At 56.1% G+C, this 25,840-nt stretch carries 19 protein-coding genes; 6 read left to right on the top strand and 13 right to left on the bottom strand.

The features are described from left to right. Positions 1–86 precede the first annotated feature (86 nt). The 8 genes from PGR29_RS10020 to lrp all read right to left on the bottom strand — a co-directional run bounded on the left by PGR29_RS10020 (position 87) and on the right by lrp (position 12,354). Positions 87–950, bottom strand: a complete 864-nt coding sequence (locus PGR29_RS10020; protein ID WP_316424469.1) for a dimethyl sulfoxide reductase anchor subunit family protein — start codon at positions 948–950, stop codon at positions 87–89. Position 951: 1 nt separating this feature from the next. After that, a complete protein-coding gene (locus PGR29_RS10015) occupies positions 952–1,569 on the bottom strand; it encodes a DMSO/selenate family reductase complex B subunit (protein WP_015367482.1) in 618 nt (205 codons plus the stop codon). A gap of 10 nt (positions 1,570–1,579) precedes the next feature. Further along, positions 1,580–4,018 (bottom strand): dimethylsulfoxide reductase subunit A, encoded by a 2,439-nt coding sequence (gene dmsA, locus PGR29_RS10010; RefSeq protein WP_316424468.1) that lies wholly within the window; start codon positions 4,016–4,018, stop codon positions 1,580–1,582. Positions 4,019–4,212: 194 nt separating this feature from the next. After that, a complete protein-coding gene (gene serS, locus PGR29_RS10005; protein WP_015704878.1) occupies positions 4,213–5,505 on the bottom strand; it encodes a serine--tRNA ligase in 1,293 nt (430 codons plus the stop codon). 92 nt (positions 5,506–5,597) lie between these two features. Further along, positions 5,598–6,941, bottom strand: a complete 1,344-nt coding sequence (rarA, locus tag PGR29_RS10000) for a replication-associated recombination protein RarA (RefSeq protein WP_113374875.1) — start codon at positions 6,939–6,941, stop codon at positions 5,598–5,600. Positions 6,942–6,949: 8 nt separating this feature from the next. Beyond that, positions 6,950–7,561 (bottom strand): outer membrane lipoprotein chaperone LolA, encoded by a 612-nt coding sequence (lolA, locus tag PGR29_RS09995; RefSeq protein WP_015367486.1) that lies wholly within the window; start codon positions 7,559–7,561, stop codon positions 6,950–6,952. Positions 7,562–7,683: 122 nt separating this feature from the next. Next, positions 7,684–11,724 (bottom strand): DNA translocase FtsK, encoded by a 4,041-nt coding sequence (gene ftsK / locus PGR29_RS09990; protein ID WP_316424467.1) that lies wholly within the window; start codon positions 11,722–11,724, stop codon positions 7,684–7,686. A gap of 135 nt (positions 11,725–11,859) precedes the next feature. Further along, complete coding sequence (lrp, locus tag PGR29_RS09985) at positions 11,860–12,354, bottom strand: leucine-responsive transcriptional regulator Lrp (protein ID WP_000228469.1); 495 nt, start codon at positions 12,352–12,354, stop codon at positions 11,860–11,862. A gap of 532 nt (positions 12,355–12,886) precedes the next feature. Between lrp and trxB the strand changes: the two genes are divergently transcribed. From trxB to infA, 5 genes are all read left to right on the top strand, one after another. Continuing rightward, entirely contained in the window at positions 12,887–13,855 is a 969-nt protein-coding gene (gene trxB, locus PGR29_RS09980) for a thioredoxin-disulfide reductase (RefSeq protein WP_045374041.1), read from the top strand. Between the two features lie 114 nt (positions 13,856–13,969). After that, positions 13,970–15,736: a heme ABC transporter permease/ATP-binding protein CydD gene (gene cydD / locus PGR29_RS09975; protein ID WP_087859963.1), complete on the top strand. Its 1,767-nt coding sequence runs from the start codon at positions 13,970–13,972 to the stop codon at positions 15,734–15,736. Beyond that, the gene (cydC, locus tag PGR29_RS09970; RefSeq protein ID WP_087859964.1) at positions 15,737–17,458 is read left to right on the top strand and encodes a heme ABC transporter ATP-binding protein/permease CydC; all 1,722 of its coding nucleotides are present in this window, start codon (positions 15,737–15,739) and stop codon (positions 17,456–17,458) included. A 42-nt stretch (positions 17,459–17,500) separates the two neighbouring features. Beyond that, positions 17,501–18,205, top strand: coding sequence for a leucyl/phenylalanyl-tRNA--protein transferase (gene aat, locus PGR29_RS09965; protein WP_271032258.1), 705 nt, complete (start codon positions 17,501–17,503; stop codon positions 18,203–18,205). A 359-nt stretch (positions 18,206–18,564) separates the two neighbouring features. Continuing rightward, the gene (gene infA, locus PGR29_RS09960; RefSeq protein ID WP_001040187.1) at positions 18,565–18,783 is read left to right on the top strand and encodes a translation initiation factor IF-1; all 219 of its coding nucleotides are present in this window, start codon (positions 18,565–18,567) and stop codon (positions 18,781–18,783) included. A 78-nt stretch (positions 18,784–18,861) separates the two neighbouring features. On the opposite strand, the gene PGR29_RS09955 is transcribed toward infA, so the two are convergent. The 3 genes from PGR29_RS09955 to clpS form a co-directional block, all read right to left on the bottom strand. Then, entirely contained in the window at positions 18,862–19,341 is a 480-nt protein-coding gene (locus tag PGR29_RS09955; protein ID WP_087859966.1) for a hypothetical protein, read from the bottom strand. Positions 19,342–19,440: 99 nt separating this feature from the next. Next, positions 19,441–21,720 (bottom strand): ATP-dependent Clp protease ATP-binding subunit ClpA, encoded by a 2,280-nt coding sequence (gene clpA, locus PGR29_RS09950; RefSeq protein WP_015367493.1) that lies wholly within the window; start codon positions 21,718–21,720, stop codon positions 19,441–19,443. 30 nt (positions 21,721–21,750) lie between these two features. After that, positions 21,751–22,068 carry an ATP-dependent Clp protease adapter ClpS gene (gene clpS, locus PGR29_RS09945; RefSeq protein WP_015367494.1) on the bottom strand — a complete coding sequence of 106 codons (318 nt, stop codon included), beginning with the start codon at positions 22,066–22,068 and terminating at the stop codon, positions 21,751–21,753. A gap of 325 nt (positions 22,069–22,393) precedes the next feature. Between clpS and cspD the strand changes: the two genes are divergently transcribed. Beyond that, positions 22,394–22,615: a cold shock-like protein CspD gene (gene cspD, locus PGR29_RS09940; RefSeq protein ID WP_015367495.1), complete on the top strand. Its 222-nt coding sequence runs from the start codon at positions 22,394–22,396 to the stop codon at positions 22,613–22,615. Between the two features lie 68 nt (positions 22,616–22,683). On the opposite strand, the gene macB is transcribed toward cspD, so the two are convergent. Both macB and macA read right to left on the bottom strand, forming a co-directional pair. Further along, the gene (gene macB, locus PGR29_RS09935) at positions 22,684–24,630 is read right to left on the bottom strand and encodes a macrolide ABC transporter ATP-binding protein/permease MacB (RefSeq protein WP_213317966.1); all 1,947 of its coding nucleotides are present in this window, start codon (positions 24,628–24,630) and stop codon (positions 22,684–22,686) included. Next, the gene (gene macA / locus PGR29_RS09930; protein WP_316424466.1) at positions 24,627–25,742 is read right to left on the bottom strand and encodes a macrolide transporter subunit MacA; all 1,116 of its coding nucleotides are present in this window, start codon (positions 25,740–25,742) and stop codon (positions 24,627–24,629) included. The genes macB and macA overlap by 4 nt, the downstream gene beginning before the upstream one ends. Between the last annotated feature and the right edge of the window lie 98 nt (positions 25,743–25,840).

The raw sequence follows: 25,840 nt of genomic DNA, 5'->3' as shown, positions 1-25,840 counted from the left end.
GGAAGGAAATATCAGTAGAAAAATTTCATCAATCAGCCGCATTTTTTCATCACGCCGGAATAGGCTTCCGGCGTGATTTCACGTTATTAACTGGCGATAGCCATACCGACGGTCATATGTAGACCATAGAATACGCCGCGGCCAACCATCTCGCCGACCAGCACCAGCACAAATGCCAGCCCCAGCAGCGGCAATGCGGGTTGATAACCTTTAAGCTGCGGTACAATCCAGCAGACCAACGCCAGCACTAACGCGACCGTCCGCCATGCCATTAAGGAACCGTAATTCGGCACCAGCGCCGAAGCCTGCTGAATCGAACTATGGATCGTCGCCAACTCGCTGCCCTGAATCAACGCGACGGTCACGCTAATCACCAACGCCACCAGCATAATCACCGGCAATAAACGCATTGCCCAACCGTCCACACCCGCGACACGCAGCAGCAGGTAGCCCAACAGCGGCCCGCCGATAAACACGGTCAGGAAGAAGTTGAGCGGCGTCCAGATGGTATACCAGGTGGGTACGGTATCGATGGTGTTATACACGCGGATCATCATCCAGACAAAGATGACGCCGAGGATCATGGTGACGACCAGCCACAGATTGCGCAGCACAGACGGCAGTTTGTTTACCACCGCCAGCAGCCAGCCAATCCCGCCGACGGCAAAGAAAAGCGCGCCGCTGGCGATTTCATTGCTTAACGATGATGCGCCAACGCGGTTCAGCGAATTAAACGCGCGCATTGGAGAACCAAGGTGCATGGTGGAGGCAATAAAACCGATCCCCATTAGCACCCACAGCCCGAACATGCTCATTACCACCCGCTGCTGCCGCTCGCGCGAAAGTTCGCCCTTCATCAACGCCAGCGCGAGAACGATAAAGCCCCCGGCGACGCACTGCCCGAAGACCGTGAAAATCATCAGCGGCCATTCATGCCATCCATTTCCCATTTTAGACCTCCTTCGGATTGGCCAGATAGCCAGTGGTATCGCCGCACGGACGGCTGTTGGCGTTTGGTTTTATCACAATGCTCGGCCTGGTGAAGTGCGCTGACGGCAGCGGCGCCACGGCGGCCAGTTGGCCGTGCTTTTCACGCAGTTCGGCAATCGGCCCGAAGTCCAGCGCCCGCAGCGGGCAGGACTCGACGCAAATCGGCTTTTTGCCTTGTGCCACACGCTCGTGACAGCCATCGCATTTGGTCATATGCCCTTTAGCGGCGTTGTACTGCGGCGCGCCGTACGGGCAGGCCATATGGCAGTAGCGACAGCCAATGCACACCTCTTCATTAACCACCACAAAACCATCTTCGCGCTTGTGCATTGCCCCGCTCGGGCAGACCTTGGTGCACGCCGGGTCTTCGCAGTGGTTACAGGCGATAGAGAGGTAGTAGGCAAAAACGTTCTGATTCCAGACGCCATTGTCCTCCTGCCAGTCGCCGCCGGCATACTCGTAGATACGACGGAAGCTGACGTCCGGCGTCAGGTTCTTGTAGTCTTTACAGGCCAGCTCGCAGGTTTTGCAACCGGTGCAACGGGCGGAATCGATAAAAAATCCATACTGAGTTGTCATCGGTTACTCCTTACAGCTTTTCAACCTGGACGAGGTTGGTATGCGATGGGTTGCCTTTCGCCAACGGCGACGGTCGTTGGGTGGTCAGCACGTTAATGCTGCCGGCCTGATCCACGCGTGAGGCATCCGGGTTATACCAGGCGCCCTCGCCCAGCGCGACGACGCCAGGCATCATTCGCGGCGTCACTTTCGCTTCGATATGCACTTCACCGCGGTCGTTGAAAATGCGTATGCGATCGCCGTTGGCGATGCCGCGCCTCTGCGCATCGATCGGGTTAATCCACATCTCCTGACGGCAGGCGGCCTGCAGGACATCAACGTTGCCATACGTTGAGTGGACGCGAGATTTATAGTGGAACCCCGTCAGCTGTAGCGGATATTTAGCGGTCAACGGATCGTTGTAGTTCTCAAAACCAGGGGTGTAGATCGGCAGCGGATCGATCACATCGCCTTCAGGCAGTTCCCAGGTCGCGGCGATTTTGGCAAGCTCCTGGGAGTAGATTTCGATTTTGCCCGATGGCGTGGTCAGCGGATTGGCCTGCGGATCGTCACGGAAGGCTTTATACGCCACATGATGGCCTTGTGGGTCACGCTGCTTGAAGATGCCCTGCTGGCGGAAAGTATCAAAATCCGGCAGTTCGGGAATCGCTTTACGCGACTGCTCATACAAATAGCGCATCCAGCCTTCCTGAGTGCGCCCTTCAGTAAACTTCTCCGCCACCCCCATACGTTTCGCCAACTCGGTGGTCATCTCATAGATAGTTTTGCATTCGAAACGCGGTTTAATAGCCTGGTCGGCAAAGATGACGTAAGACATATTGCCGCAGGAGGCATCCAGCGCGAAGTCCATCTGCTCCGAGGCGGTACAGTCCGGTAGCAGAATATCGGCGTATTTCGCAGACGACGTCATGTGGCAGTCGATGACCACGATCATTTCGCACTTCTTGTCGTCCTGCAGAATTTCGTGGGTGCGGTTGATCTCAGAGTGTTGGTTGATAAGGCAGTTACCAGCGTAGTTCCAGATCATTTTGATCGGCACGTCGAGCTTATCTTTGCCGCGTACGCCATCACGCAGCGCGGTCATTTCCGGACCGCGTTCAATCGCGTCGGTCCACATAAACATGGAGATGCTGGTCTCTACCGGGTTTTCCAGCGTCGGCATGCGTTCGAAAGGCAGGCTATATGAACCTTCACGCGCGCCGCTATTACCGCCATTGATGCCAACGTTGCCGGTCAGAATGGCGAGCATAGAGATGGCGCGGGTGGCGATTTCGCCGTTGGCGTGACGCTGAGGTCCCCAGCCCTGGCTGATATACGCCGGTTTCGCCGTCGCAATCTCACGGGCCAGCTTCACAATGCGCTCACGCGGGATCCCGGTAATGGTGGATGCCCACTCCGGCGTTTTAGCGATACCGTCGGAGCCCTGACCAAGAATGTAAGCTTTATAATGCCCATTAGCCGGCGCATCGGCAGGTAAGGTTTTCTCGTCGTAGCCGACGCAGTATTTATCGAGGAAGGGTTGATCGACCAGATTTTCAGTAATCATCACCCATGCCAGCGCTGAAATGAGCGCCGCGTCGGTTCCCGGACGAATCGGGATCCATTCATCTTCACGCCCGGCGCCGGTGTCGGTATAGCGCGGATCGATAATGATCATGCGGGCGTTGGATTTCTGCCGCGCCTGCTCAAGGTAGTAAGTGACCCCGCCGCCGCTCATTCGCGTTTCGCCAGGGTTATTGCCGAACAGCACCACCAACTGACTGTTTTCGATATCTGACGGACTGTTACCGTCTGCCCAACCGCCATAGGTGTAATTCAACCCCGCCGCAATCTGCGCCGATGAATAGTCGCCATAATGATTGAGATAGCCGCCGCAGCAGTTCATCAGACGAGCAATCAGGGTTTTACCCGGCGGCCAGGAACGAGTCAGAGTCCCGCCGAGCGTCCCGGTTCCGTAGTTCAGATAGATAGATTCGTTGCCATAATCTTTAATCAGGCGCTGCATATTGCTGGCGATAGTATCGAACGCCTCTTCCCAGCTAATTTGTTCGAATTTTCCTTCACCGCGTTTGCCAACGCGCTTCATCGGATATTTCAGCCGGTCAGGGTTATAGACGCGGCGGCGCATAGAGCGGCCGCGCAGACAGGCGCGGACCTGATGCAGGCCGTCGTAGTTATCGTCACCGGTATTATCGGTTTCTACGTACTTAATCGCGCCGTCAACCACGTGCATACGCAGCGGACAACGACTTCCGCAGTTTACGGTGCAGGCGCTCCAGACGACCTTCTCATTTTCCGGGGCCAACGTATCAGCGGCGTGCGCAATACGCGTAAAGGGCAAGGTCAATGCGTTGCTGGCCACCGCCAGGCCGCCTATCGCCGTGGTTTTCATTAAACCACGTCGGCTAACTTCGGCAGCCAGTAAAGCATCGGGGGCTTTGATTTTCATAGATACTCGCTTTGGTTGCTCACAATAAGCTGACAATCGTTATATATTTTCATATATATCGGATTTTATTGGCTTTTTATGCTGTATTAATCCAAAGGGAGTATCACCGGATTCACTGAATGGATTATTGCCCGGTATCAATAAGGATATAAAAAAAGCGCCCGCAGGCGCTTTTAAGGAAAGAGTAGAAAAGATTAACCGATATATTCGAGGCCGCGCATATACGGGCGCAGGACTTCCGGGATCTCGATACGGCCATCGGCCTGCTGATAGTTTTCCATCACCGCAACCAGCGTACGGCCAACCGCCAGACCAGAACCATTCAGAGTATGAACGAGACGAGTCTTTTTGTCGGACTTGCTGCGGCAACGCGCCTGCATACGACGCGCCTGGAAATCCCAGACGTTGGAGCAGGAAGAAATTTCGCGATAGGTATCCTGCGCCGGAACCCACACTTCGAGGTCATAGGTTTTACAGGCGCTGAAGCCCATATCGCCGGTGCACAGCGCTACCTTACGGTACGGCAGACCCAGCAGTTGCAGAACCTTCTCAGCGTGGCCGGTCATCTCTTCCAGCGCCGCCATGGAGTCTTCCGGACGTACGATCTGCACCATTTCAACTTTGTCGAACTGGTGCATACGGATCAGACCGCGAGTATCACGACCATAGGAACCCGCTTCAGAACGGAAGCACGGCGTATGGGCGGTCATTTTGATCGGCAGATCGTCTTCGTCGATGATTTCGTCGCGGACCAGGTTAGTCAGCGGCACTTCGGCGGTCGGAATCAACGCGTAGTTGCTGCTATCGGCTTCTTCTTCCAGCGGACGAGTATGGAACAGGTCGCCGGCGAATTTCGGCAACTGGCCAGTACCATACAGCGTGTCCTGGTTCACCAGATACGGAACATAGTTCTCGCTATAGCCGTGCTGTTCGGTGTGCAGATCCAGCATGAACTGCGCCAGTGCGCGGTGCAGGCGGGCCAGTTGGCCTTTCATCACCACGAAACGGGAACCGGTCAGCTTAACGGCGGCGGCGAAGTCCAGCCCGCCATGCATTTCGCCCAGCGTAACGTGGTCGCGCACCTCGAAATCGAACTGGCGCGGCGTACCCCAGCGGCTGACTTCAACGTTGTCGTTTTCGTCGCGGCCAACCGGCACGTCATCATGAGGAATATTCGGGATCGCCAGCGCGATATCGCGAATTTCCGCCAGCAGCGTTTCCAGCTCGGACTTTGCGGCATCCAGCTGTTCGCCAAGTTTGTTCACTTCCAGGCGTAATGGCTCGATATCTTCCCCGCGCGCTTTCGCCTGGCCAATGGATTTCGATCGGGAGTTACGCTCCGCCTGCAGGTTTTCGGTTTGAACCTGCAGAACTTTACGACGCTCTTCAAGAGCGCGCAGTTTATCTACATCCAGCTTAAAGCCCCGGCGTGCCAGTTTTTCTGCGACTGCGTCTGGCTCGGTACGCAGCAGATTGGGATCGAGCATGCTTATCCTGTGCTTATCGAATTTAAATAGGAAAAGTGGCCGCAAACTACGGCCACGGAAATATAGGTAATAACCTTACCGCAACGCCACAATTAGCGGTAGCGTTTTATCTGGCTATTTTGATCCAGTTCGGCAAGCCAGGCGAGCTTTTCAGCGATTTTGCCCTCGAGCCCCCTGTTTGTTGGCTGATAATAGCGCGTTTGCGCCATTTCCTGCGGGAAATACTGCTCGCCGGCGGCGTAGGCGTTAGGCTCATCGTGCGCGTAGCGGTATTCCTGACCATAGCCCATCTCTTTCATGAGTTTGGTCGGCGCATTGCGTAAATGAACCGGCACGTCGTAATCAGGGCGATCGCGGGCGTCGGCCAGCGCGGCCTTAAAGGCGGTGTACACAGCATTACTCTTCGGCGCGCAGGCCAGATAAACAATCGCCTGAGCGATAGCCCGTTCGCCTTCCGCCGGCCCGACGCGGGTAAAACAATCCCACGCGGAAATGGCCACCTGCATGGCGCGAGGATCGGCGTTACCGACATCCTCAGACGCGATAGCCAGACAACGGCGCGCAACATACAGCGGGTCGCCGCCCGCGGTAATGATCCGTGCGTACCAGTACAGCGCCGCATCCGGCGCGCTTCCGCGCACGGACTTATGTAGCGCGGAGATAAGATCGTAAAAACGGTCGCCTTTATTATCAAAACGCGCGCTACGCTCGCCGGCAATTTCGGTAAGCAACTCTGCCTTCAGCACTCGCTTGCCCGAATCATCGTTTTCAGCCATATCGGCCATCATTTCCAGCGTATTCAACGCCCGGCGCGCGTCGCCGTTAACCAGTTCGGCAATCGCCTTGCGGGTTTCATCCGGCAGGACAATATCCTGCCCGCCGTAACCTCGCGCTTTGTCGCTCATCGCCTGGTTGAGCACCTGCTCGATATCGTCCGTGGTCAGTGATTTGAGCAAATAGACGCGAGCGCGGGAGAGCAAAGCGGAATTAAGTTCAAATGACGGATTTTCGGTCGTCGCGCCAATAAAAGTAATAGTGCCGTCTTCGATGTGCGGCAGAAAGGCGTCCTGCTGACTTTTATTGAAACGATGCACTTCATCAACAAACAGGATAGTGCGTCGGCCGGCGTTGCGGTTTTGCCGCGCGCGCTCGATAGCTTCGCGGATCTCTTTGACGCCAGAGGTGACAGCCGAGATACGTTCAACATCGGCATTAGCATAGCGGGCGATCACTTCCGCAAGGGTAGTTTTACCGGTGCCCGGCGGCCCCCACAGGATCATCGAGTGCAGATGCCCGGCCTCAATCGCCCGCGGCAGCGGTTTGCCCGGCGCCAGCAGGTGCTGCTGGCCAATGTACTGCGCTAAATTTTCTGGCCGCATACGGGCGGCCAGAGGTTGAAATGCATTATCGGAAAAATCGAGCGAAAAGTTGCTCACATTCGCCTCTACTTACGTTGATCGTCCACCGTCACCCCTTGCGGCGGCGTAAAAGTGAACTTAGATGCATCGACGGCGCCATTCTGCTGCGACTTCAGCTGATAGCTGCTGCGCTGGTCGTCCTGCTCAACGGCGCTGAACTGATGGATAGTACCGTCACGACCGACATTGATTGTGAACTGCTTCAGATTGCCGTTACCGCTTTTTGGCGTCAGCACAAAATCATCGCCGTTTTGCTTGATATTATATTGCTGCCAGTCCGCTGACTGGTTGCGGGCGATCAGCATGAACGGCGTGTTGCTGGTCGCGTTTTTCAGCCAGGTCGCGGTTGCCTGCTCGACAAATGGGTTGTAGAACCACAGCGTTTTCCCATCCGACACCAGAATGCTTTCATCCGGCTGGGTCATATGCCAGTTGAACAGATTCGGGCGTTTCACCCACAAATCGCCCTGCCCGTCCTGCACGGCATTACCGCTTGCGTCGGTCACTTTCTGAGTGAAGCTGGCATGGAAGCTGCTGACTTTATCCAGACGGCTTTTTAAGTCGCCGGCAGCGTCTGCCCAAACCTGGCTTACCACGAAGCCAGACAATAATGCACAGGTGATGGCAAGTTTCTTCATTGTTGATCCTTATTGTGCGTCACTCCCGACGCGGGAGCCTGTTCTGTCTCTACTGTAGAGCCGTTGATAGCAACGGAATAGCAGAACAGGCTGATTTTGCGCTTATTTACCGAACTTTGCACTTACTCGAAGGGCGGCGGCGCCAGGACTTCACGGTTACCATTATGGCCCTGCTCGCTGACGATCCCCTGGGCTTCCATCTGCTCAATGATACGCGCCGCGCGGTTATAGCCGATGCGGAACTGACGCTGTACTCCGGAGATCGAGGCTTTGCGTTTCTCGGTCACGAAGTTGACCGCCTGGTCGAACAGCGGATCCAGCTCTTCGCCGCCATCAAAGCCGCCACTACCGCCTTCGCTTTCGCTGTCGGAGGTAATGCCGTCAACATACTGCGGACGACCGCGCGCTTTCCAGTCCTGCACCACGGCGTGTACTTCCTGGTCACGGACAAACGCGCCATGCACACGAACCGGCATCGTGGAGTTTGGCCCGGAATAGAGCATATCACCCATGCCCAGCAGCGATTCTGCGCCGCCCTGGTCAAGGATGGTGCGCGAGTCAATCTTGCTTGATACGGTAAAGGCGATACGCGTCGGGATGTTGGCCTTGATAAGACCGGTAATCACGTCAACCGACGGACGCTGGGTCGCCAGCACCAGGTGAATGCCCGCCGCGCGCGCTTTCTGCGCCAGACGCGCAATCAGCTCTTCTACCTTCTTACCGACGGTCATCATCAGATCGGCGAATTCATCCACCAGCACCACGATATACGGCAGTTTTTCCAGCACCGGATGTACGGCATCCATGCTGTCGCCCGGTTTCCAGTACGGATCCGGGATCGGACGTCCCATGCGCGCGGCCTCAGCGATCTTCTCGTTGTAGCCCGCCAGATTACGCACGCCCAGCGCCGACATCAGCTTATAACGGCGCTCCATTTCATTGACGCTCCAGCGCAGCGCATTAGCGGCGTCTTTCATGTCGGTGACCACTTCCGTCAGCAGATGCGGGATACCTTCGTACACCGACAGCTCAAGCATTTTCGGGTCGATCATGATGAAACGCACGTCTTCCGGCTGCGCCTTGTAGAGCATGCTGAGGATCATGGCGTTCACGCCAACCGATTTACCAGAACCGGTGGTACCGGCAACCAGCAGATGCGGCATTTTCGCCAGATCGGCCACCACCGGATCGCCGGCGATATCTTTACCCAGCACCACGGTAAGCGGCGATGGGTTCTCGCGGAATTTCGGACAATCGAGCACTTCGCGCAGGTATACGGTCTGGCGTTTTTTGTTCGGTAATTCCAGGCCAACGTAAGGTTTACCCGGAATGACTTCTACCACGCGCACCGCCACGGTCGACAGCGAACGCGCAAGGTCGCGCGACAGGTTAGAGATACGCGCGGCCTTCACCCCCGGCGCAAGATTCAGCTCAAAACGGGTGATCACCGGGCCCGGCGAGTAGTTCACCACATCCGCTTTAATGCGGAAATCGGCGAGGCGCGCTTCGACCAGGCGCGCCATCTGCTCAAGCGCAAAGGTATCGACAGGTTCAACTTCGCTCGGCGGCGGCGTCAGGAGATCTAGCGACGGCAACGGCGTTGTTGGTCTTTGTAGCGGACGGCTGTCGCCATTACGCATCAGCAATGGATGAATAAGGCTCTCCTGCGGCTGCGGCGCGGGCGGCTGATAACCCTGCGGCGCAACCGGCTGTTGCTGCTGCATTGGCTGTTGAGCCGTCTGATAAGCCTGCGGCTGCGGCGCTACCGGCTGATGGTGTACGGGCTGCTGCGCAGGTTGATAACCCTGCTGCGGCGCGGCTGCCGGTTGTTGATAATGCTGAGCCGGTTGCTGGGGCTGTACTTCCGGCGTCGGCGTAAACAGCGGTTCGCTCGGACCATCATTGACCAGCGTTTTCATCGGCGAGAACTCATAGTCCGCCGGTGAGAAGGGATTAGCTCCCGGCGGCTGCTCGCTGGCATAGCGCTGTTGCTGAGTGGCGGCAAACTGGCGCGCCAGTTCCGCTTCAGCGGCAGCGTCTTCGTCCTGCTCATCGCTTTCTGACTCATAGGACTCGCCATAGCGCTGTTGCTGGGTTGCGGCAAACTGACGAGCCAGCTCGTCCTGTTCCAGCGCATCGGCTTCTTCGTCGCTCAACGGTTCATTATCGTAATGATGTTCAAGCTCGGCCCGACGCGCGCGCTCTTCAGCAATACGCTGAGACGGCAGCTTAATGCCATAGGAAGCCAGTTCCCGACGAGTCGGTACGCGGACGCGATTCGGACGCGGCAATTTCGGACCGATGCCCTCTTTTACCTGTACCCGCGGGCCGCTGGATGCCGGGCTGAAAACGGGCGCTGCGTCAGCGACGGTTGACGCCACTGAGGCGGCCGCGGCTGCGCTTCCAGAAGTCGTGGCCTGATGAACGCCAGCGGCGACGGCTGTCACGGCGGCGGCCTCAACTGATGGCATGGATGGAGCAGTCGGAGTGGTTATCGGTTTGGTCGCCACCGGGCTCGCTGGTTCAGGGATTGGCTGATACCAGGACTCCAGCAACTCGCGTTCGCGCGCGCGCTTCTCTTCGACTTCCTCGAAGTAGTACATCGGCGGGCGTTTAGTTTCTTCCTGAGGTGTCTCAGGCTCAGCGGCTGGCGCCGGTTCCTGATGATAAACAGGTTGTTGAACAGCCGGTTCAGGCTGGTATATCGGCTGCTGTGGGTGCGCGGCTTCCGGCTGGTAAACCGGCGGCTGCTGCGGCGCATACTCAGGCTGATACACAGGCTGCTGCGGCGCATACTGAGGCTGATACGCCGGCTGCTGTGGATGCGCGGCTTCCGGCTGATAAACCGGCGGCTGCTGCGGCGCATACTCAGGCTGATACACCGGCTGCTGCGGGTGCGCGGCTTCCGGCTGGTAAACCGGCGGCTGCTGCGGCGCATACTCAGGCTGGTACACCGGCTGTTGCGGATGCGCGGCTTCCGGCTGGTAAACCGGCGGCTGCTGCGGCGCGTATTCAGGCTGATACACCGGCTGTTGCGGATGCGCGGCTGCCGGCTGGTAAACCGGCGGCTGCTGCGGCGCGTATTCAGGCTGATACACCGGTGGTTGCAGGTGAGCAGCCTCCGGTTGGTATGCCTGCCCTGCCCCCTGCTCCGCCCATGCCTGCGGCACAGCTGCAGCGGCGGAAGCGGCGCCGATTGGGTCGGCCACCGTATGGCCATTCAGCAGCGGATCGTAAGGGTCTAAATCGCCAGGACGTGCGGCGCTGGCGCCTGAGAACAGGACATCATCAGCGGCGACAGGCGCGCCGCTGGCGCTGTATTGTACGGCTTCCGCATCATCCATACGTTTACCGGAGAACAGCGCGGCATCGGTTTTACGCCCCATCGGGTTGGCGAACTTTTCCGCCAGACGCTTACGACGCGCTAACGCGCTGCGTAAGATGCGGGCGCGACGCGATTCCCGCGGCTGCGCGTTATCGTCGTCTTCATCATCTTCATATTCATCATCTTCATATTCGCCTTCATCAACCCAGGTATCGTCCCGACGGGTACGATTACTGGCAAAGGTCAAAATAGAAAGGATGGCGCCGCCGAGTTTCTCGGCAATGCTGACCCATGACCAGCCGGTAAACAGCGTTAAACCTGCAGCCCAGATACAAAGCAAGGCGATAGTGCCGCCGCTGCTGTGCAGCAAGGGTTGTAAGGTGGTGCTAAGCAGGCTGCCAATGACGCCGCCGGAGGCAAAGTACCAGATATCGTCGGCATTGATTGCCGCCAGACCGCAGGAAGTGAGAATGAGCGCCAGCGCGCCGATCAGGCGCAGCGAAACGGCGAAGTAGTCGACATACTCGTCATTTTCCTGATGACGCCATGCAAACCAGCAGCCGCCGATGATAATCACGGGGATGGTGTACGCCATTACGCCAAAGATGAAAAATAGCGTGTCCGCCAGCCACGCTCCGGGCATGCCGCCCAGATTATGGATAGGCTCATGCCAGGCGGTCTGTGACCAACTGGGATCGGATGGATTAAAGCTCAGTAATGCCGCCATCAGCCAGATGGCAAAAAGAGAGCAAAGGATGAGTAACGCCTCAAGAACGCGGCGCCCGCTGCTTAGCTTCGTTAGTTTGACTTCTTTGTCTTCGGTGTATTCCTGGCTCAAGAAAGGCTCTCCAGGTATCAGGCAATTTCCTGCCTGCTGCTAAAACGGACAACAGCGCCGGGTCTCCCCGGCACTGTTGCTGTATGGATTAACAGGAGTGTAATCAAACTACGTCGATTTTGCACCTGTTCCGTGTTAGCGCGTCTTGATTACCAGACGATTACTCTGCTTGACTTCTTCCATAACCACGTAGGTACGGGTGTCGTTTACGCCCGGCAGGCGCAGCAGGGTTTCGCCCAGCAATTTACGATACGCTGACATGTCCGGTACGCGGGTTTTCAACAGATAGTCAAAATCACCGGATACCAGATGACACTCTTGAATTTCTTCAAGTTTTTGCACTGCGGCGTTAAATTGCTCAAACACATCCGGCGCACCACGATTCAGAGTAATCTCAACAAATACCAGAAGTGATGCATCCAGATAATGCGGGTTGAGCAGCGCCGTATAGCCCTGAATAAAACCCTGTCTTTCCAGTCGACGCACGCGCTCAAGGCATGGCGTCGGAGAAAGTCCCACCCGTTTGGAAAGCTCGACGTTGGAAATACGCCCGTCTTTTTGCAGTTCATTCAGAATGTTACGATCGATGCGGTCGAGATCTTTGCCAGGGCGTTTCTTGCTATCTACCATTATTATTGTCTCTCTGTATTCCTTCCCTACTCCTGTTCTGACTCTGCGCCTTCACTGCCAGAGCCCATCCCGTTATTACCCGTACGACGTTGAGTAACCCAGGGGTACGTGAGAAGTCCGTTGCCTGATGGCAGTCACCGACATCACGCATGGCGTCTGTCCACACCATGCGTAGATTTCGCTGACCCGGATAAAAATGGCATTTGCGTGCATGAACATTCGCCACACGCGAAACACTGCTTTTCTTCTTCCATGAATGTTTTCGCAAAAGCACAGGGGATTGTCAAAGCAAAACATCGATTTTTAGTACAAGATGCCAGATATTCATCATCAACCCCCTCTGAATCTCATGTTTTCATCTTATAATCAGGGCGCTAACAGTAGAATTAATTATATTTTCCGCTCGTTAAATCGCCAATCCATCGGCGGGTTCTATTGCACATATCGTTAACAAAATCGCTACGCTCTTTTTTTACGCCCGCAAATTCCCTACAATCCAGCCCAATGTATGCCAATAAAATATGGGGATCTCATGGGCACAGCCAAACACAGTAAACTGCTTATTCTAGGTTCTGGACCTGCAGGATATACCGCGGCGGTCTATGCTGCGCGCGCAAACCTGCAGCCGGTGCTGATCACCGGCATGGAAAAAGGCGGTCAGCTGACCACCACCACTGAAGTGGAAAACTGGCCAGGCGACCCAAACGATCTGACCGGTCCGCTGCTCATGGAACGCATGCACGAGCATGCCACCAAGTTCGAAACTGAAATTATTTTCGATCACATCAGCAGCGTCGATCTGCAGAACCGTCCGTTCCGCCTGGTCGGCGACAGCGGCGAGTACACCTGTGACGCGCTGATTATCGCAACCGGCGCTTCCGCCCGTTACCTGGGTCTGCCTTCTGAAGAGGCTTTCAAAGGCCGCGGCGTTTCTGCCTGCGCCACCTGCGACGGTTTCTTCTATCGTAACCAGAAAGTCGCGGTCATCGGCGGCGGCAACACGGCGGTTGAAGAAGCGCTGTATCTGTCCAACATCGCGGCCGAAGTGCATCTGATCCACCGTCGCGACTCCTTCCGTGCGGAAAAAATTCTGATCAAGCGCCTGATGGATAAAGTGGAAAGCGGCAATATCGTACTGCACACCGATCGCACCCTGGAAGAAGTTACCGGCGATCAGATGGGCGTCAGCGGCCTGCGTCTGCGCGATACCAAAAATAGCGACAACGTTGAAACCCTGGACGTCGCCGGTCTGTTTGTCGCCATTGGACACAGCCCGAACACCGCTATCTTTGAAGGTCAGTTAGCGCTGGAAAACGGTTATATCAAAGTGCAGTCCGGCATCCACGGTAACGCCACGCAAACCAGTATCCCCGGCGTGTTCGCGGCAGGCGACGTGATGGACCATATCTACCGTCAGGCGATTACCTCCGCCGGCACCGGCTGCATGGCGGCGCTGGACGCGGAACGCTACCTCGATGGTTTAGCTGACGCTTGCAAATAATCTTTACAAGTCAGTAACAAAGGTAAAGAAGGCGACGAAAAGTCGCCTTTATTTTTGCCGCGTTGTAACATTGCCGTGCCCAAAAATCTCATAACGACACCTGCTAAGCGCGCAATGAATAAAACCCGTCAACAAGAGTTAACCCGCTGGTTAAAAGAAAAAAGCATTATCTCCCGTCGCTGGTTGATGATTTCTCGCCTGCTGGGCGTCGTGAGCGGTCTGTTGATCGTCGCTCAGGCGTGGTTCCTGGCGCGTATCCTTCACCGAATGATTATGGAAAATATCCCGGCGACGGCGCTGCTGCTGCCATTTACCTTGCTGGCGCTGGTGCTGATCCTGCGCGCCTGGGTGGTATGGCTACGCGAACGCGTCGGCTTCCACGCCGGCCAGCATATCCGTTATGAAATTCGCCGCCAGGTGCTGGACCGCCTTCAGCAGGCGGGCCCGGCCTGGATTCAGGGAAAACCCGCCGGCAGTTGGGCGACGCTCATCCTCGAGCAAATCGACGATATGCATGATTACTACGCGCGCTATCTGCCGCAGATGACGCTGGCCGCCTGCGTGCCGCTGCTGATTGTTATCACTATCTTCCCCAGCAACTGGGCAGCCGCGCTAATTTTACTCGGCACCGCTCCGCTGATCCCGCTCTTTATGGCGCTGGTCGGGATGGGCGCCGCCGATGCCAACCGGCGCAATTTCCTTGCGCTCGGTCGCCTTAGCGGCCACTTCCTCGACCGCCTACGCGGCATGGAAACACTGCGCCTGTTCAACCGCGGCGAAGCGGAAATCAATAATATCCGCGACGCGTCGCAGGATTTCCGCCAGCGGACGATGGAAGTCCTGCGTCTGGCTTTTCTCTCCTCCGGCGTACTGGAATTCTTTACCTCGCTCTCTATCGCGCTGGTGGCGGTCTATTTCGGTTTTTCCTACCTCGGCGAGCTCGACTTCGGCCACTACGGCGTCGGCGTCACGCTGATGTCAGGTTTTTTAACCCTGATACTGGCGCCGGAGTTTTTCCAGCCGCTGCGTGATTTAGGCACATTTTACCATGCTAAGGCTCAGGCCATTGGCGCAGCGGATAGCCTGAAGTCCTTTATGGAAACTCCGCTGGCGCAGGCCGAACGGGGCGAGAAAACGCTAAGCGATCATGAACTGATTCGCCTCGAAGCCCGCGATCTGATAGTCAAATCACCGGATGGCAAAACGCTGGCAGGCCCGCTTAGTTTTATCCTGAACGCCGGAGAACGTGTGGTACTGGTTGGCCAGAGCGGCTCTGGTAAAAGCTCGCTGCTGAATACGCTGACAGGCTTTCTTCCCTATGAAGGTTCGCTACAGGTTAACGGCGTGGAGTTGCGCGATCTCGATGCTGAACGCTGGCGTCGGCTAATTAGCTGGGTCGGTCAGAACCCGCAGCTGCCCGCAGCCACTCTGCGTGAAAACGTGCTGCTGGCGTGGCCAGAAGCCACGGAAGCGCAACTGCAGCTAGCTCTGGATAAGGCCTGGGTCAGCGAGTTTATCTCCCAACTGCCACAAGGTATTAATACCCCGGTCGGCGATCAGGCTGCTGGCCTCTCTGTCGGCCAGGCTCAGCGCATTGCCGTAGCGCGCGCGCTGCTGGTGCCGTGCCGTCTGTTGCTGCTTGATGAACCAGCGGCCAGCCTTGACGCCCATAGCGAACAGCGCGTCATGCAGGCGCTGTCTCACGCCTCCACCCAGCAGACCACCCTGATGGTCACCCACCAACTGGCAGGACTCGCCGAGTGGGATGCTATCTGGGTAATGCAGGATGGTCAGATTGTCGAGCAAGGCGACTATGCGCAGCTTTCTGCCGCTGGAGGCGCGTTTGCCTCACTGTTAGCCCATCGCCAGGAGGAAATTTAAATGCGCGCACTGTTACCCTATCTGGCGCTATACAAACGCCACAAATGGCTGCTGACCCTCGGCGTGGTGCTGGCTATCGTTACGCTGCTGGCAAGTATCGGGCTGTTAACGCTTTCCGGTTGGTTCCTTTCCGCCTCGGCGGTCGTCGGCGTCGCCGGTATCTACAGTTTTAACTACATGCTGCCCGCCGCGGGCGTTCGCGGCGCAGCGATTATTCGTACTGCAGGCCGCTATTTTGAGCGTCTGGTAAGCCACGACGCGACTTTCCGGGTATTGCAGCACCTGCGCGTCGCCACGTTTAGCAAACTGCTGCCGCTCTCCCCCGCCGGGCTGGCGCGTTTTCGCCAGGGCGAGTTACTCAACCGCATCGTGGCTGATGTCGACACGCTGGATCACCTCTATCTACGCGTGATTTCGCCGCTGGTTGGCGCGCTGGTGGTCATTCTGGTGGTAACCATCGGCTTAAGCGTACTCGATGTCACCCTGGCGCTCACGCTTGGCGGTATTATGCTGGCGACGCTACTCCTGCTGCCACCGCTGTTTTACCGTGCCGGTAAGCCGACCGGGGAGCATATCACCCAGCTTCGCGGGCAATATCGCCAGCAACTCACCTCCTGGCTACAGGGGCAGGCCGAGTTGATGCTTTTTAATGCCAGCGATCGCTACCGCGAACAGATGGAAAAAACGGAACAGCGCTGGCAAGAAGCGCAGCGCCGTCAGGCAGAGCTTACCGCCCTGTCGCAGGCGCTGATGCTGTTGATTGGCGGCATCGCGGTGATCGCCATGCTGTGGATGGCATCTGACGGCGTTGGCGGTAATAGCCAGCCGGGCGCGCTCATCGCTCTCTTCGTTTTCTGCGCCTTGGCGGCATTTGAAGCGCTGGCGCCGGTCACCGGCGCCTTCCAGCATCTCGGCCAGGTCATCGCGTCCGCCCGCCGCATCACGCAGATTACCGAGCAGCAGCCCGAGGTGACGTTCAGCCAGCAGACACCGCAAAGCTTCTCCCAGGTAGCGCTTACCCTGAATGAGGTAACCTTCAGCTACCCGCAGCAATCGGCCCCGGCGCTGAAAGATATTTCGCTGCAGGTCGCGGCAGGCGAGCATATCGCCATTCTTGGCCGTACCGGCTGCGGTAAATCAACTCTGCTACAGCTATTGACCCGCGCCTGGGATCCGGCCAACGGTCAGATTCAACTAAATGGCCAGCCGCTTAGCGCACTGTCTGAAACGACCCTGCGCCAGGCGATGAGCGTCGTGCCGCAGCGGGTACATCTCTTCAGCGCGACGCTGCGCGATAATCTGCTGCTTGCCGCGCCGCAGGCCAGCGACGGCGAGCTTGCCAATATCCTGGAGCGCGTCGGCCTGGAGAAACTGCTGGAAGATAGCGGTCTGAATAGCTGGCTTGGTGAAGGCGGACGTCAGCTTTCCGGCGGCGAGCTACGTCGACTGGCCATCGCCCGCGCGCTATTGCACGATGCGCCGCTAATGCTGCTTGATGAGCCCACCGAAGGTCTGGATGCGACAACGGAAAGCCAGATCCTTGATTTACTTAGCGAAGTGATGCACGAAAAAACCGTACTGATGGTCACCCACCGCCTGCGTGGGCTGGCGCGGTTTAATCAGATAATAGTCATGGACAACGGACAAATTATTGAGCAAGGTAGTCACGCAGAGCTGCTGGCGAAACAGGGCCGCTATTACCAGTTTAAGCAACGTCTGTAAGCTATTATTGTCAACAATTGCTGGTGCGTATTGAGGTCAAAAATGCGTCTGGTTCAGCTCTCTCGTGACTCTATCGCCTTCCCTTCCCCGGAAGGCGCCCTGCGTGAACCAAATGGCCTGCTGGCGCTGGGCGGCGATCTGAGCCCCGCTCGCCTGCTCATGGCCTATCAGCGCGGTATTTTTCCATGGTTTTCTCCCGGCGACCCTATTTTATGGTGGTCGCCCGACCCACGTGCCGTGCTGTGGCCGGAGCAATTCCACTTTAGCCGCAGCATGAAACGTTTTCATCAGCGCTCTCCCTATCGGGTGACGCTCAACCACGCCTTCGGCCAGGTTATCGAGGGCTGCGCCAGCCATCGTGATGAAGGCACCTGGATCACCCCCAGCATCGTGCAGGCCTATCACCAGTTACATGAACTTGGTCACGCTCATTCAATCGAGGTATGGGATGAAGACACGCTTGTCGGCGGCATGTATGGCGTGGCGCAGGGAGCGCTGTTTTGCGGCGAATCGATGTTTAGCCGGGCGGAAAATGCCTCCAAAACCGCGCTGATGATCTTCTGTCAGGCTTTTGCCCAGGATGGCGGCAGATTAATTGACTGCCAGGTTCTCAACGCGCATACCGCCTCTTTAGGGGCGATTGAAATCCCGCGCCGCGATTATCTCGATTACCTTTCCGTATTACGCACCTACCGCTTACCGGAGCGATTTTGGGTACCAAGGGTGCTATTTACCGGTAATGGATAAATGTTTTCAGCACATTTCTTAGCGTGGTGGTATAATTGCGCGGTAGAGTAGCTTCTGCCTGTTGCCCCGCCGCCGTTTGGGAATAATAAGAGTCAGATAACGCCCATCGTTCTGTCACTGCCCTTTACGTTTGCGCCTGTCATGTGGTTTCACCGCGTGTATTCCGGGCAATGCGCCAAAACTACTTCGGCGATTTATACCCGTCATGTTTTAAGCTACAGGCGCTGGCTGCGCGCAATTATTTATCGCCAGCCTGCGACGCGAACTGTTTTGGGTATACGTAAAACTTTACATACTTGCTGAACTTCGGCATTATCTTGCCGGTTCAAAACTACGGTAGTGATACCCCAGAGGACTAGATGGCCAAAGAAGACAATATTGAAATGCAGGGCACCGTACTTGAAACGTTGCCTAACACTATGTTCCGCGTAGAACTGGAAAACGGTCACGTGGTAACTGCGCATATTTCCGGTAAAATGCGTAAAAACTACATCCGCATTCTGACGGGCGACAAAGTGACTGTTGAGCTGACCCCGTACGACCTGAGCAAAGGCCGCATTGTCTTCCGTAGTCGCTAATTGTTTCCGCCGCTAAGGCGTCAGATGCTGAAGGCCGGGCTCATGCCCGGTCTTTTCATTTCCGCTTCCCGCGCTGATTTACTCTGTCATCTCTTTATCTATCGGCAGGGTATTATTTAGCGCTTCTTTCGGCACATGAGCGCTCAATTTGTCGATACCAATAAGCTCTGAAGCGAAGCCGGAATAAACCATTAAACCATAATCGGTAGTAATGGTTTTCTCAGTCATATAATTTTGCGACTGACTCGTGGTGGTAATTTTCTTTCCCTTCTCCGTTTTCACCAACATCCCAGCGCCTTTGATTAGCAAGGCACATTGCGGGATTTGCTCCTCTAACCGTTTTTCCTCGGGGATATCAATGGTGTATGTGCTCACATACTTACCTGATCCGGTGGGGAAAAACGCCTTATAGGTTGGCCCCCCGGCAGCCTTAACCAGATAGAAGGGATTTTCAGCGCCGCTAAACCGATAACTTCCTGTCATATCCGGACATTGCGCCTGAGCGGCAATGGAGAACAGCGCCAGCGAGGCGCAGAGCAAAAATTTGCCGGGTTTCATGGTTCATCCTTGTGATTTTATCCGTCCCGTCCCACGCTAATAAAAAAAGACCGGGCTGTCACCAGCCCGGTCTTTATCATTGAACAATTCAGAATTTATTTAATGCGCCGCTTCCGGTTTGTGCTTTTGCGCGCTGTGGAAGCCGTAGGTCAGCACGTTGTTGGCTTTATCCAACTCAACGGTGACCTGGCCGCCGTCCACCAGCGAACCAAACAGCAGCTCATTCGCCAACGGTTTCTTCAGGTTGTCCTGAATCACCCGCGCCATTGGACGCGCGCCCATTGCCCGGTCATATCCCTTCTCTGCCAGCCAGTCACGCGCTTCCTGGCTCACTTCCAGCGACACGCCTTTCTGATCCAGCTGTACCTGCAGCTCGACGATAAACTTATCGACCACCTGATGGATCACGGTCGTAGAGAGGTGATCGAACCAGATGATATTGTCGAGACGGTTACGGAACTCCGGCGTAAAGATCTTTTTGATCTCTTCCATCGCATCGGTGCTGTTATCCTGCTGGATAAGACCAATCGATTTACGCTCGGTTTCACGCACCCCGGCGTTGGTGGTCATCACCAGCACCACGTTGCGGAAGTCCGCTTTACGGCCGTTGTTATCGGTCAGCGTACCGTTATCCATTACCTGCAGCAGGATATTGAAGACATCCGGATGCGCTTTTTCGATCTCATCAAGCAGCAGCACCGCGTGCGGATGTTTGATAACCGCATCGGTCAACAGCCCGCCCTGATCGAAACCAACGTATCCCGGAGGCGCGCCAATCAAGCGGCTAACGGTATGACGTTCCATATACTCGGACATATCAAAGCGCAGCAGCTCAATGCCCAGCGCTTTCGCCAGCTGCACGGTGACTTCGGTTTTCCCGACCCCGGTCGGCCCGGCAAACAGGAAAGACCCAACCGGCTTATGCTCATGTCCAAGCCCGGCACGCGCCATCTTGATAGCTTCAGTCAGCGCTTCAATCGCTTTATCCTGACCGAAGACCAACATTTTCAGACGGTCGCCAAGGTTTTTCAGCGTATCGCGATCGCTGCGGGAGACGCTCTTCTCCGGAATACGCGCAATGCGCGCAACCACAGATTCGATATCCGCCACATTGACCGTTTTCTTGCGCTTACTGACCGGCATCAGCCGCGCTCGCGCCCCCGCTTCGTCGATCACGTCAATCGCCTTATCCGGCAGATGACGATCGTTGATGTATTTCACCGCCAGCTCGACCGCCGCACGAACCGCTTTGGCGGTATAACGCACATCGTGGTGCGCTTCGTATTTCGGTTTCAGGCCGTTGATGATCTGCACCGTCTCTTCGACAGAAGGCTCGGTCACGTCGATTTTCTGGAAACGACGCGCCAGCGCGCGATCTTTTTCAAAAATGTTGCTGAACTCCTGGTAGGTCGTGGAGCCAATCACCCTGATCTTGCCGCCGGAAAGCAGCGGTTTAATCAGGTTAGCCGCATCAACCTGACCGCCGGAGGCCGCGCCTGCGCCGATGATAGTATGGATCTCATCGATAAACAGGATGCTATTGGTATCCTGCTCAAGCTGTTTCAGCAGCGCTTTAAAGCGTTTTTCAAAATCGCCGCGATATTTGGTGCCCGCCAGCAGCGAACCGATATCCAGCGAGTAAATGGTGCAATCCGCCATCACTTCCGGTACGTCGCCCTGGACGATACGCCAGGCGAGCCCTTCCGCAATCGCGGTCTTGCCGACGCCGGACTCACCCACCAGCAGCGGGTTGTTTTTACGGCGGCGACACAATACCTGAATAGCACGCTCCAGCTCTTTATCACGGCCGATCAGCGGATCGATGCCGCCCACGCGCGCAAGCTGGTTGAGATTGGTGGTGAAGTTTTCCATACGATCCTCCCCGCCTGCTTGCTCTTCGTTACCCGGCTGGCTCGCGTTATTTTCCGAAGGCTGGCTGGGCTCGTCTTTGCGCGTGCCGTGAGAGATGAAATTCACCACATCAAGGCGGCTGACTTCATGTTTACGCAGCAGATAGGCGGCCTGCGACTCCTGCTCGCTGAAAATCGCGACCAGGACGTTGGCGCCGGTGACTTCGCTGCGACCGGAGGATTGGACGTGAAAAACCGCACGCTGCAGCACGCGCTGAAAACTTAGCGTCGGCTGGGTGTCTCGCTCTTCTTCCGTAGCCGGAAGGACGGGAGTGGTCTGTTCGATGAAGGCTTCAAGTTCCTGACGCAAAGCGACCAGGTCCACGGAACAGGCTTCCAGCGCTTCGCGTGCCGAGGGGTTGCTGAGCAAAGCTAGCAACAAGTGCTCGACGGTCATAAATTCATGACGGTGCTCGCGCGCTCTGGCGAAAGCCATGTTTAAACTGAGTTCCAGTTCTTGATTGAGCATAGGCACCTCCCCCAATTTTCATGCCTGTAATCAGGCTTTCTCTAGCGTACACAGCAATGGATGCTCGTTCTCCTTGGCGTACTGGTTCACCATAGCGACTTTGGTTTCCGCAACTTCGGCGGTAAAAACGCCGCAAATCGCCTTACCTTCATAGTGAACCGTGAGCATCAGTTGCGTTGCACGTTCTACATCATAAGAAAAGAATTTTTGTAACACGTCAATAACAAACTCCATTGGAGTGTAGTCATCATTGACTAATATCACTTTATACATAGATGGTGGTTTAAGCGCATCACGAACTTCATCTTCTACCAGTTGATCGAAGTCCAGCCAATCTCTCTTACTCATCGTCAATGTTCGTCATCGGTTGCTGTTGCCAACAGGCCGCGGCCTGTCGATGATCTGAGGTTATGCACGTTACAAATCTACAATAGATCATAGATAACTATCATCTATTGCTTCCATCCGCGACGCCTGTCACATTCCCCAGCAATAGCGTTAACTGCTTCAAATTTTGACGCATTTTTCACCGTCCACCCTCGTCAATTGCTTGACGCATTTCCGTATTTCTCTAAATTGTACTGGCGAGAGTTGGCGAGCAATTGTACAACTCGTAACTCCCCTACCGGTTCATTCCATCTTACTTATAAAGATTTACGAAGGATGTCGAAGTATGGAAATGGGTACTGTTAAGTGGTTCAACAATGCCAAAGGGTTCGGTTTTATTTGCCCTGAGGGCGGCGGCGAAGACATTTTCGCCCATTACTCCACCATCCAGATGGATGGTTACAGAACGCTAAAAGCCGGGCAATCCGTTCGGTTTGATGTTCACCAGGGGCCGAAAGGCAATCACGCCAGCGTGATTGTTCCTGTGGAAGCAGAAACGGCTGCATAACTCTTTTGCTTCATTGTGTACATCCTGCTAATAAAATGCCAGTCCTTCTGACTGGCATTTTTATCTCCTTACTCACGCGCCAACGCATCAACCGGGTCTAATCGCGCGGCATTACGCGCCGGCAACCAGCCAAACAGCACTCCGGTTAACGTCGAACACAAAAATGCGGTCAACAGCGCCAGCGGCGAAAAACCGATTTCCCAACCGGGTAAGAACAGTTGCAAAATGAACGCGATCATCAACGACAAACTCACGCCGATGGCGCCGCCCACCAGACAAACCAGCACCGCTTCAATAAGAAACTGCTGCAGAACATCCCGGGCCCGGGCGCCAACCGCCATTCTGATGCCGATTTCACGGGTGCGCTCCGTGACTGACACCAGCATGATATTCATCACCCCAATTCCGCCGACGACCAGCGCGATCACCGCCACCAGGGTCAGGAACAGCTGTAAAGTATGTGTGGTCCTTTCCGCCGTTTTCAAGACACTGTCCATATTCCAGGTGAAAACATCTTTTTTGCCATGGCGGAGCTCCAGCAACCGCACCAGCTGCTGCTCAGCGGTGGCGCTATCGTAGCCCTCCTGCACGCGGACGGTTATCGAGTTAAGCCACGATTGCCCCATCACCCGCCCGGCCATCGTGGAATAGGGCAGCCAGACGCGGAGGATTTTGCTGCTGCCGAACATCGATTGTTTCTCATCGGCCACGCCGACAATCGTCGCCGGCATATTACCGACCAAAATCACCTCGCCAACCACTTTCGCCTTGTGGGGGAATAGCTGGCGACGGGCATTGCTATCCAGCACCACCACCTGCGCCCGGCTATTCAGCTGCAGCTCATTGAACGTATTTCCCTCGCTGAACGTCATGCCGTAAACGTTGAAATATTGCGCGCCAACGCCTTCGGCGCTGGCGGCCACATCGATGTTATTAGCGCGCAGGCGCAGGCTTTTCGATACCGCCGGCGTCGCGGAGCTCACCCATGGTTGTTTTTGAATCGCCAGCAGATCGTCATATTTTAACGCCTGCTGATAACGCGGATCGTCATCGCCAAAATCTTTGCCGGGGTAAACATCGATGGTATTGGTGCCAATGGCGCGAATATCGGCTAAAACCAACTGTTTCGCGGCATCGCCGACGACCACGATAGAGACGACCGAAGCGATACCAATAATGATGCCAAGCATAGTTAACAGCGTGCGCATTTTATTCGCCGCCATCGCCCGCCAGGCCATCACCAGCGCCTCACGAAAACCACTGCTGAACTGACGCCAGATGGTAGGCTCCGCGCGGTCTTCGGCGCGAAGCACGCCGCCTTTTTCCAGCGATGACGGCGGTGGGTTACGCACAATTTCACCGTCGCGCAATTCGATGATTCTTTCCGCCTGCGCCGCGACCTGCGGGTCGTGGGTGACGATAATCACCGTATGCCCTTGCGCCTTAAGCTGATGCAGGATGGCCATGACCTCTTCACCTGAGTGGCTATCCAGCGCCCCGGTCGGTTCATCGGCAAGGATCACCTCGCCGCCGTTCATCAGGGCGCGGGCGATACTCACGCGCTGCTGCTGCCCGCCGGATAGCTGCGACGGGAAGTATTCCGCCCGCTCGCCCAAACCTAATCGGGTGAGTAAATCCCGCGCCCGTTCAAGGCGAATCCGGCGCTCTTTGCCGGCATAGATAGCAGGGACCTCGACGTTTTGCGCCGCCGTCAGGTGCGATAACAGATGGTAACGCTGGAAAATAAAGCCAAAGTGCTCACGGCGTAGCCTGGCCAGTTCATCGCCGCTCAGATGCGACACATCGACCCCGGCAACCTGATAGGTACCGCTGGTGGGTTTATCAAGGCAGCCAAGGATGTTCATCAGCGTTGATTTGCCGGAACCTGAAGCCCCAACGATCGCCACCATTTCCCCGGCGGCAATACTGAGGGTGATGCCCTTTAGGACTTCAACTTCACCGTCGCCCGAGGGGTAACTGCGGCGAATATCACGCAGTTCGAGCAGCGCCGTCATTTTGCCGCTCCGGGCGTGCTTTCGCTGATAATGACCTCATCACCCTCTTCCAGCCCTTTCGCCACCGCCACATCGGTATCGTTACGCGCACCGATAACGATTTCACGCTCTTTCACTTCCCCGTTGCGCAGCAAGCGCACGTTGTAGCGGTTATCGCCGATGGCGTCGCCCAGCGCGCTGAGCGGAATAGTAATCACGTTTTTCACTTCCGCCAGCTGGATATGCACCTGCGCCGTCATTTCAAGACGCAGGATCCCCTGCGGGTTGGGAACTTCAAACCGCGCATAATAAAATATGGCATCATTGACCTTTTCCGGCGTCTGCAGAATATCCTTCAGCGTACCTTCGTAACGGGTCAGAGGGTCGCCGAGTACCGTAAACCAGGCCTTTTGCCCCGGCTTAAGATGGATCACGTCCGCTTCCGAAACCTGCGCTTTGACCAGCATGGTACTGAGGTCCGCCAGCGTCAGGATGTTTGGCGCCTGCTGAGCGGCAATCACCGTCTGTCCCTGCAGGGTAGTGATTTGCGTCACTTCGCCGGACATCGGCGCCAGGATACGCGTATAGTCGAGGTTGGTTTTCGCGGTGTCGAGGGTCGCCTGGTTGCGTTTAATCTGCGCCTCGATGGTGCCGATTTGCGCCTCTTTCACCGCCACATCGGTGGCGGCGGTATCCAGATCCTGGCGTGAGACCAGTTGGCGCTGCGCCAACTGCTGCTGGCGCGCTAAGGTTACCTGCGCGAGCTTACGTTCGGCCTGCGCCTGTTTTAACTGAGCGCGCAGCTCCATGAGCGTCGCTTCGACTTCTTTAATCTGGTTTTCAGCCTGCTCCGGGTCGATAACTCCCAGCAGCTGGTCCTTCTGTACTTTATCGCCAATATTGACGCGCAGCGTCTTCAACTGGCCGCTGACCTGCGCGCCGACGTCGACTTTACGCAGCGCATCTAACTTGCCCGTCGCCAGTACGCTCTGCTGCAGATCGCCTTTACGCGCCACCAGCGTTTGATACTGCGGCAACGGCGCGTTCAGAACGCGCCATCCCCAAACGGCCGCAATAACCACCACCAGCGCCAACAGCCACCAGACTTTCCTGCGTTTTCCATTCAATGTCATAAAAAATTCCTGATCTATTCCCCGCAGCTCGGATGATGATTCTAACGGAAGCGGCGGCGAACAGAAGCCAGAATTTTAGCAATGCTTAATGTTTATTG

The organism is Klebsiella sp. 141203 (assembly GCF_032601985.1).
In the GTDB taxonomy this organism is placed as follows: Bacteria; Pseudomonadota; Gammaproteobacteria; order Enterobacterales; family Enterobacteriaceae; genus Klebsiella; species Klebsiella aerogenes.
Note: the sequence above shows the minus strand (reverse complement) of the source record. Positions and strands in the feature narration are given on the sequence as shown.